The sequence below is a fragment of the Bradyrhizobium erythrophlei genome (assembly GCF_042430365.1).
GTDB lineage: Bacteria > Pseudomonadota > Alphaproteobacteria > Rhizobiales > Xanthobacteraceae > Bradyrhizobium > Bradyrhizobium erythrophlei.
This window is the reverse complement of record NZ_JBHMET010000103.1, coordinates 1-8,540: the sequence shown is the minus strand read 5'-3', so window position 1 is coordinate 8,540 and position 8,540 is coordinate 1. Positions and strand designations below refer to the sequence as shown.

General features: G+C 64.4%; 8 protein-coding genes. 7 read left to right on the top strand and 1 reads right to left on the bottom strand.

Annotated features, from left to right (window positions below):
- Positions 1–253 precede the first annotated feature (253 nt).
- From ACFFWD_RS17040 to ACFFWD_RS17025, 4 genes are all read left to right on the top strand, one after another.
- Positions 254–1,573: a TAXI family TRAP transporter solute-binding subunit gene (locus ACFFWD_RS17040; RefSeq protein WP_376967093.1), complete on the top strand. Its 1,320-nt coding sequence runs from the start codon at positions 254–256 to the stop codon at positions 1,571–1,573.
- A gap of 90 nt (positions 1,574–1,663) precedes the next feature.
- Positions 1,664–3,298, top strand: coding sequence for a DUF3300 domain-containing protein (locus ACFFWD_RS17035; RefSeq protein ID WP_376967091.1), 1,635 nt, complete (start codon positions 1,664–1,666; stop codon positions 3,296–3,298).
- Positions 3,295–4,230, top strand: a complete 936-nt coding sequence (locus ACFFWD_RS17030; RefSeq protein ID WP_376967089.1) for a DUF2950 domain-containing protein — start codon at positions 3,295–3,297, stop codon at positions 4,228–4,230. Before ACFFWD_RS17035 ends, ACFFWD_RS17030 begins: the two co-directional genes overlap by 4 nt.
- A gap of 18 nt (positions 4,231–4,248) precedes the next feature.
- Entirely contained in the window at positions 4,249–4,680 is a 432-nt protein-coding gene (locus tag ACFFWD_RS17025; RefSeq protein ID WP_376967087.1) for a hypothetical protein, read from the top strand.
- 153 nt (positions 4,681–4,833) lie between these two features.
- On the opposite strand, the gene ACFFWD_RS17020 is transcribed toward ACFFWD_RS17025, so the two are convergent.
- The gene (locus ACFFWD_RS17020) at positions 4,834–5,526 is read right to left on the bottom strand and encodes a GntR family transcriptional regulator (RefSeq protein WP_376967086.1); all 693 of its coding nucleotides are present in this window, start codon (positions 5,524–5,526) and stop codon (positions 4,834–4,836) included.
- 203 nt (positions 5,527–5,729) lie between these two features.
- On the opposite strand from ACFFWD_RS17020, the gene ACFFWD_RS17015 reads away from it, so the two are divergent.
- From ACFFWD_RS17015 to ACFFWD_RS17005, 3 genes are read left to right on the top strand one after another with little or no spacing between them, the layout of a single operon-like run.
- Positions 5,730–6,482: an ABC transporter ATP-binding protein gene (locus ACFFWD_RS17015; protein WP_376967084.1), complete on the top strand. Its 753-nt coding sequence runs from the start codon at positions 5,730–5,732 to the stop codon at positions 6,480–6,482.
- Positions 6,475–7,185, top strand: a complete 711-nt coding sequence (locus ACFFWD_RS17010) for an ABC transporter ATP-binding protein (RefSeq protein ID WP_376967082.1) — start codon at positions 6,475–6,477, stop codon at positions 7,183–7,185. The genes ACFFWD_RS17015 and ACFFWD_RS17010 overlap by 8 nt, the downstream gene beginning before the upstream one ends.
- Positions 7,186–7,207: 22 nt before the next feature.
- Complete coding sequence (locus ACFFWD_RS17005) at positions 7,208–8,431, top strand: ABC transporter substrate-binding protein (protein ID WP_376967080.1); 1,224 nt, start codon at positions 7,208–7,210, stop codon at positions 8,429–8,431.
- The last annotated feature ends 109 nt before the right edge of the window (positions 8,432–8,540 follow it).

The following is an 8,540-nucleotide window of genomic DNA, read 5'->3' as shown; positions in this document are numbered from 1 at the left end:
CAACACTCGTGACGATCGCGACGCGCCCCTCAATCGGGTGAGACGGGCGGATTCATACACCGATTTTAGTTTCTTAAAAACAGAAATATTTCTGCGCGGGAGGCTGGACATCGGCTAATACATGTGAAGCAAATTTGAGTTGCCCGTCGGGCAGGGGCCCGGCGAGAGTGAATGAGAGCACCGTCGACAACCTTTGCTCCGGATCGTCCCCAGGGTGCTTGCTGTGCAACGCGCAACTGACAGGTGGGCTGCCATGGACACGATCAGATTGCCGACATCGTTGAGGATCGCCTTGGTCGCCGGGGTCGTACTCTTGATCGGAAGCGCCGGCGTTATCGGGTATCGGTGGTACGTCCGCCCGACGACGCTGACCGTTGCGGTGGGGTCGATCGACGGCGAAGCGACCAAGCTGGTTTCCGCGATTGCCAGCAAGCTTGCCCAGTCTGCGGGGCCGGTGCGCCTCAACCTCGTTCAGACGCCCGGTCCGCTTGAGGCTGCCAACACCTTCGCATCTGGAAAGGTCGACCTTGCGGTAGTCCGTGGCGACGTCGGCGATCTTTCGCAAGCCCAGGCCGTCATGGTGCTGGCGCATGCCGTTGTCTTGCTGGTCGCGTCGCCGGGGACCGCGATATCGGATGTGACGGAATTGAAGCGCGCCACGATCGGCGTGCTCGGCGGCGAGGCCAACGATAAGGTCATCAAAGTCCTGACCGACGAATACGACCTGACGCGTGCCGGCGTATCGTTCAAGGCCCTCAGCTCCGCCGACGCGAGGCATGCTCTCGACGCAAAGGAGGTGCGGGCGATCATGCTGATCATACCGCTGGCGGAGAAATATCTGTCGCAGTTGCGTGGCCTGTTCCCACACAATGCGCGAAACGGCCCCGTGATGATCGCCGTGGAGTCCGCGGGCGCGATCGCGGAGAAGGAACGGGCCTATGAAAGCTTCGACGTGCCGAAAGGGACCCTGCGTGGCTCTCCGCCAATTCCGGCGGAGGACCTGACAACGCTCAGGACGTCGTTCTACCTGGTAGCCCAGAAGAAGCTCGGCGCGGACCTGATCGGCGATTTGGCGCAGTCCGTCATGAATGCGCGCAGGGACTTGCTTGCGGAGTTGCCCATGCTGGCGCAGATCGCAGCGCCGGACACCGCGGCGGACGCTTACCTGCCCGTGCATCCGGGAGCGGCAGCGTTCTACGACGGCACGCGGGAGAGCTTTCTCGACAAATGGGGCAACGCGATCTTTCTCGCGCCGATGATTGCTGGTGGACTGGCGTCGGTATTGGCGGCGGCCTGGAAATTCATTCGTCCCGCCGAAGCGAAAACGAGGCAGGAGACGCTCGATGCGCTTTACGCGCTCGGGCCTCGCATCAGGGAAACCAGGCGGGCATCAGAGCTGGACGAGATCGAGTGCGAAATCGATAGGGTGCTTCGTGCCCAACGAAGCCGTGCTGTCGAGGGCGACAGAGCCGAGCGCGACGTCACCGCCGTGAACGTCGCCGCCCATCGCCTTGAGAACCTGATCCACGACCGCCGCATCCATCTTGCGTCGCAACAAGCCGGCGATTTCTGAAGCTGAAGCGGCCGCTTTCCTTGATCTCGATCAAAGAGCTACGATGGCCGGGACCGATGCTGGCGGTCACCATTGTCGATGGAGGTAGCGATGTTTCGTTCGGGCAAGATCCTGCTCGCACTAGCGCTGTTTTCGGCGATCCCCATTGCCGCGCTGGCGCAAGCCGCCGACAAGCCGCCGGCCGAGATCAGTCAAACGCGACCGGCCGGTCAGGCACAGCCGGCTGACCAACTGCTGAAGCCCGAGCAGCTGGAAGCGCTCCTTGCACCGATTGCGCTCTATCCGGACACGCTGCTGGCGAACGTGTTGGCCGCGGCGACCTATCCACTCGAGGTGGTGCAGGCCGACCGTTGGCTGAGCGCGCGCAAGAGCTTGAAAGGCGACGCACTCAAGGCTGAAGTCGACAAGCAATCCTGGGACGATAGCGTGAAGGCGCTGGCCAGCACCGCGGCGGTGCTCTCGATGATGAGCGACAAGATCGACTGGACCAAGAATCTCGGCGACGCGGTGCTCGCCCAACAACCCGACGTGATGGACGCGATCCAGCGGCTGCGCACAAAGGCGCAGGCCAACAACAAGCTGGTGACGACGAAGCAGCAGAAGGTCAGCGTCCAGACTCAGGAAAGCAAGCAGGTCATCGTCATCGAGCAGACGGATCCGAACACGATGTACGTGCCCTATTACGATCCCGCGACGGTCTACGGCTCGTGGCCCTATGCAGACTATCCGCCGTACTACTTCGGCTATCCGTCCTATATCGGCGCCGGCGTGATCGCGGCGGGCCTTGCTTTCGGTACCGCTTGGGCGATCGGGCGATGGGGCAATTATTGGGGCGGCGGTTTCAACTGGGGCAACCGCAACCTCTACGTCAACCATTACAATCGCATCAACAACATCGGAAACAGCTGGCAGCACAATCCGGCGCACCGGCAGGGCGTCCGCTACAGCAACACCAACGTTCAGCAGCGCTTCGGCAACAACAATCTGAAGGCAGGCAGCGGTAACCGGATGGATTTCCGTGGTCGGGAAGGACAGCAGGTGCTGCGTCCCGGACAGGATCGGCCCGGAGGCGGCGACCGCGCTGGTGCAGGAGATCGTGCGGGAGATCGTGGCGGCGACCGCGCGGCCTCGCGTGATCGGCCTGGCGCCGACCGCGGCGATCGTCTGGGCACGGCTGACCGGGCCAAGGGCGGTGGTGATCGCGCGAAGGGCGGTGGCGGCGATCGCGCCAAGGCCGCCAACCGCAGCCGTGAGGCCGCGCGCGGTGGCGGTGGTCGGGATAATGCGTTCAGGAACGTGTCATCAGGCAAAGCCGCGAACCTGCAATCCGCGCGCGGGCAGATGAGCATGGCCGGGCGCGGCGGTGGCGCCAGTTTCGCTGGTCGCGGCGGCGGCGGTGGTGGATTCCGTGGCGGGGGCGGTGGTGGCTTCCGCGGCGGCGGAGGCGGCAGGCGTTCGGACATCGCGCTGAAGCACGACATCGAGCTCCTCGGCCATCTCGCCAACGGCCTCGGCTACTACCGCTTCAGCTATCTCGGCAGCAGCAAGGCCTATGTCGGCGTGATAGCGCAGGAGGTCGCGCAGGTGATGCCGCAAGCCGTGACGCGTGGCAGCGACGGTTATCTCAGGGTCTACTACGACAAGCTCGGCCTCAAGCTGCGCAGCTACAGTGATTGGCTCGCTGCCGGAGCGCAAATCCCGGCCCGATCGGAGGTGTCGCGATGAGCGGTTTTTCGATGTTCCGATTGAGCCGCGTTGCGTCCGTCGGCATCGCCGCAGCCACAGCCATGGCGGTGCTGATCTCCTTGGCCGAGGCGCAACAGGCCTATCCAAATCCCGAGGACGCCGCGGCGGCGCTGGCTGCCGCCGTGAAGACCGGCGAGAAGCAGGCAATCCTTAAGGTGCTGGGCCGCGGCGCCGAAGACATCATCGAGTCCGGCGACGAGGTCGCTGATGCCGAGACGCGCCAGACCTTCCTTTCGGCCTACGACGCGAGGCATTCCATCAAGGCGGAAGGAAACAAGAAGGCCACGCTCATCCTCGGCGCGGACGACTTCCCGTTCCCGATCCCGCTGGTCAACAACAGGGACGGCTGGGAGTTTGATACGGCCGCAGGCCGCCGCGAAATCCTCTACCGCCGCATCGGCCGCAATGAGCTCGATGCGATCCAGACCTGTCTCGCCTACGTCGATGCCCAGAACGAATATGCCGACAAGGATCGCACCGGCGAGGGGGCGGGCGTCTACGCACAGCGCATCGTCAGCAGTCACGGAAAGAAGGATGGTCTGTTCTGGCGCGACGATCGCGATCCGAGTCCGCTCGGCGAACTCGCCGCGCAGGCATCCGCGGAAGGCTACAAGGTCGGAGAGCAGAATGCGCCGTATCACGGCTACTACTACCGGATCCTGAAAGCACAGGGATCCGACGCCCCCGGCGGCGCGCTGAATTATGTCGTGAAGGGAAAGATGATCGGCGGTTTTGCGCTGATCGCCTACCCCGCCGAATACGGCAATTCAGGCGTCATGACCTTCATGGTCAATCACTCCGGCACGGTTTACCAGAAGGACCTCGGTCCGCGCACCGAGATCATCGCAAAGCGCATCATCGTCTTCGATCCCGATCAGACCTGGAAGAAGGTCGACGTGACCAATCCTTGACAGAGCGGAACAACGATCATGCTGAAACTCGCGCTGCGCCTCATCGTGCTCCCGATATTCGCCGTGACGTTCTCGTCTTCGTCCTTTGCGCAAGCGACCGGCCACGTCCAGGTCAAATTCGTGAAGGCGGCCTTGTTGGTCGGCGGCGGTGGAGGCAGCGGCGTCCTGACCTTGCGGGGACGCCACTATCCCTTCATCGTGTCCGGCTTCAGCCTTGGCGTGGCAGCCGGCGCCTCGACGAGCTGGCTCGAAGGCAGTGCGTCAGGCATTAGGCAGGCCAGCGACTTCGCTGGCAGCTATACGGCGGTGGGGGCCGGCGGAGCTTTCGTCGGCGGTGCCGGCGGCATCAACCTGCGAAATGAAAACGGCGTCGTACTCAATCTCAAGGGTCCAAAAGCAGGACTGGAATTTGCCGCCAACGTCAGCGGGCTCACGATTTCGCTCAAGTGAGCAAGGTGGGGCGAGATTGCTTTCATCGATACGTACCGCTTGCGGCAGCGACTTTGCATCTGCTGAGGTTCACCTGCGACGCACCGAAGCGCCCTCCACAAGGACCTCCCATGGCGTGACGCGTGTCGCGGTGATGCGGGAAGGCGTCCCGCCTCAGGAGGCTGTCGCCGAGCGGCGGTAGATCTCGATCAGCGATTGGCCGGCGTTCTCGATGTGACGGCGCAGCAGGTCGGCGGCCTTGTCGAACTCGCGCGCCGAGCACAGCTCGAGAATTTCGCTGTGCTCCATGTCGGCCCGCGCCACGTCGCCGCTGACGGAAAGCTGCAGCCGGGTCGGGCGGTCGCAGTCCTGCAGCAGCGACGAGACGATGGCGTAGGAGCGCGGCCGCCCGCAATGTTTCAGCAGCGCGAGATGGAAGCGGCGGTTGAGCTCGCCCCACTCGGCGACGCGGCCGTGGTCGAGCGCCACGCTGTATTCGTCCTTGAGGCTGCGCAGCTCCTGATAGTCCTGCGCGGTGAACTTGCGCGCCGACAGCAGTAGCAATTGCGGCTCGAGCGACGTGCGCAGCTGGAAGACGTCCGCGATCTCGTCGACCGAGAGGCTGGAAACGATGGCGCCGCGATGCGGCATGATCTTCACGAGGCCGCTGGCTTCGAGCTGTAGCAGCGCCTCCCGCACCGGGATGCGGCTGACGGCGAACTCCTCGGCGAGCACGTCCTGGCGCAGCTGCTCGCCAGGCAGCAGCGCCCCGCTCAGAATCCGCTCCCGCAGGGCGTCGGTCACCGCGCCTGCGATCGTCTTGTGCGGGATCGCCCGTCTGGGCTGCGACGTCGTGTCGTCGGACAAAATCTGAGCTTCCTTTCCTTATCCTCTGGATATTTTATACAAAAATGTAGCAGGCGCCAAGCCGCTGCGCCGGGCGCTTTCGAGAAATCCCCTTATTTTTAAAAGAGATGATTGCGTTTCTAGCGCTGCCTGTTTCAGGGCAGGCGGCCATTTGACAATTTTGGATATTTTATACAATATACACGAAACGAGGGGATGATGCTGTGTCCGACTACGCGTTGGAAACATTTGGCCTGACCAAGTCGTTCGGCGGCTTTGTCGCGGTCAACAACGTGGACCTCAGGGTCCGCCGCCACGCCATTCATGCGCTGATCGGGCCGAACGGCGCCGGCAAGACCACGTGCTTCAACCTGCTCACCAAGTTTCACCTGCCGACCGGCGGGCGGATCGTCTATGAGGGCGAGGACATCACGCGCGAGGCCGCCGCAGCCACTGCGCGGCGCGGGCTGGTCCGCTCGTTCCAGATCTCGGCGACGTTTCCGCACTTCACCGCACTCGAGAATGTGCGGATCGGCCTGCAGCGGCGCCTCGGCACCTATTTCCAGTTCTGGACCTCGGCGCGAACGCTGACCGCGCTCGACCGCGAGGCGCTGCAACTGCTCGACGACGTCGGGCTCGCGGACGCCGCCCATGTCCATGCCCGCGACCTGTCCTATGGCCGCAAGCGCACGCTGGAAATCGCGACCACGCTGGCGCTCGACCCGCCGTTCCTGCTGCTCGACGAGCCGACACAGGGCATGGCGATCGACGACGTCGACCGCATCAAGCGCCTGATCAAACGCATTGCCGCGGGCCGCACCATCCTGATGGTCGAGCACAACATGTCTGTTGTCGCCGACATCTGCGACACCATCACCGTGCTGCAGCGGGGCGAGATCCTCGCCGAGGGCTGTTATGCGGACGTTTCCGCCGATGCGGCGGTCCGCGCTGCCTATCTCGGAGGTGGCCATGCCTGAGGCATCGATCGTGCTCGAAGCGCGCGGCCTGCAGGCCTGGTACGGCGAATCCCACGTGCTGCACGGCGTCGACCTCGAGGTGCGCCAGGGCGAATGCGTCACGCTGATCGGCCGCAACGGCGCCGGGCGCACCACCACGCTGAAGGCCATTCTCGGCCTGACCGACCGGCGCAGCGGCTCGGTGCGGGTCAATGGCCGCGAGGTGATCAATCTGCCACCGCACCGTGTGGCGCGGCTCGGCCTCGGCTACTGCCCGGAGGAGCGCGGCATCTACCGCACGCTGACCACCGCGGAAAACCTCACGCTGCTGCCGAGGCTCGGGGCCGAGGGGCTGGCGAGCGAGGAAGTGCTGCAGATGTTCCCCAACCTGCGCGAACGCGCGCTAAGCTATGGCGGCCAGCTCTCCGGCGGCGAGCAGCAGATGCTGGCGATCGGCCGCATCCTCACCACCGGCGCGCGCATCCTGCTGCTCGACGAGATCACCGAGGGGCTCGCCCCCGTCATCGTCGAGGCGCTGCGCGACGCGGTGGTCGCGCTGAAGCGGCGCGGCTTCACAATCGTGCTGGTCGAGCAGAATTTCCATTTCGCGCGCGATCTCGCCGATCGCCACTACGTCGTCGAGCACGGCCGCGTGGTGGCGGAGATCGCGGCCCGCGACGTGGCGGCGCAAGAAGACAAAGTCAGCAAATTCCTGGGCGTCTAGGCCCCATCACAGGAGTCGAGCGATGAAGAAGCGTTTGAAGTGCCTTGCCCTGTCCGTATCCGCCGCGCTGCTCGCGGGGCCGGCGGCGCACGCCGCGGACAAGATCAGCGACGGGGTGGTCAAGATCGGCATCCTCAATGATCTGTCCGGCATCTATTCGGACTTCACCGGCCGCGGCTCGGCGGCGGCGGCGCAGATCGCCATCGACGAGATCGGCGGCAAGGTGCTCGGCGCGCCGGTCGAGCTGGTCGCCGCCGACCACCAGAACAAGCCGGATATCGCCGCCAACCTCGCGCGCGAGTGGTTCGACCAGGGCAAGGTCGACATGATCGCCGATTTCCCGACGTCCTCCACCGCGCTCGCGGTGATGGAGATCGCCAGGCAGAAGCAGCGTGTCACCATCCTGTCGGCCGGTGTCGCCATGGCCGCGATCAACGAGAAGTGCTCGCCGCTCAGTGCACAGTGGATGGTCAACACCTACGCGCTCGCCGCGGGCACCGCCAAGGCACTGCTGAAGGAAGGGCGCAAGAGCTGGTACTTCGTCACCGCGGACTACACCTTCGGCCATTCGCTGGAGAGCGACGCCGCCGCCATGGTGACCGCCGAGGGCGGCAAGGTGCTGGGATCCTCGCGCCATCCGTTCCCCGGCGGCGACTTCTCCTCCTTCATGCTGAAGGCGCAAGGCTCCGGCGCCGAGGTGATCGCGCTGGCGAATGCCGGCAGCGACACCGTCAACGCGGTCAAGCAGGCCGCCGAGTTCGGCATCGGCCGCACCGACAAGCAGATCATCGCGCCGCTGCTCGCCTACATCACCGACGTCAAGAGCCTCGGCCTGCAGAAGGCGCAGGACATGTACCTGACGGAAGCCTTTTATTGGGACTTCGACGACCGCTCGCGCGCCTTCGCCCAGCGCTACTTTGAGCGCATGAAGCGGATGCCGAGCGCTTCGCAGGCGGCGATCTATTCGGCGACGCTGAACTACCTCAAGGCGATCGAGGCCACCGGCACCGACGAGGCCAACGCCGTGATGGACAAGCTGCGCAGCATGACCATCGACGATGCGGTGATCCGCAACGGCCATCTGCGCGCCGACGGGGCGCTCGTGCACGACCTCCTGCTGCTGCAGGTCAAGAAGCCGGCCGAATCCAAGGGCGACTGGGACTACTACAAGGTCAAGGCCGTGCTGAAGGGCGACGATGTGTTCCCCAAACCCTCGAGCGCCTGTCCGCTCAACGCCAAGGACTGAAACAAAGGACTGGGACAAGGGCTGAGATACGACTGCGCCCCCGGGCGACCGCAGGGGAATCGCATGTGGGCGTCTGCAAGTAGTTGCCAAATCGGAAGAAAGGGATTCT

What these genes read in the sequence shown, in the direction of transcription:
- ACFFWD_RS17035 (WP_376967091.1), top strand. Translation starts at nt 1,664, where the DNA reads ATGTTTCGTTCGGGCAAGATCCTGCTCGCACTAGCGCTGTTTTCGGCG.
- ACFFWD_RS17030 (WP_376967089.1), top strand. Translation starts at nt 3,295, where the DNA reads ATGAGCGGTTTTTCGATGTTCCGATTGAGCCGCGTTGCGTCCGTCGGC.
- ACFFWD_RS17025 (WP_376967087.1), top strand. Translation starts at nt 4,249, where the DNA reads ATGCTGAAACTCGCGCTGCGCCTCATCGTGCTCCCGATATTCGCCGTG.
- ACFFWD_RS17005 (WP_376967080.1), top strand. Translation starts at nt 7,208, where the DNA reads ATGAAGAAGCGTTTGAAGTGCCTTGCCCTGTCCGTATCCGCCGCGCTG.
- ACFFWD_RS17040 (WP_376967093.1), top strand. Translation starts at nt 254, where the DNA reads ATGGACACGATCAGATTGCCGACATCGTTGAGGATCGCCTTGGTCGCC.
- ACFFWD_RS17010 (WP_376967082.1), top strand. Translation starts at nt 6,475, where the DNA reads ATGCCTGAGGCATCGATCGTGCTCGAAGCGCGCGGCCTGCAGGCCTGG.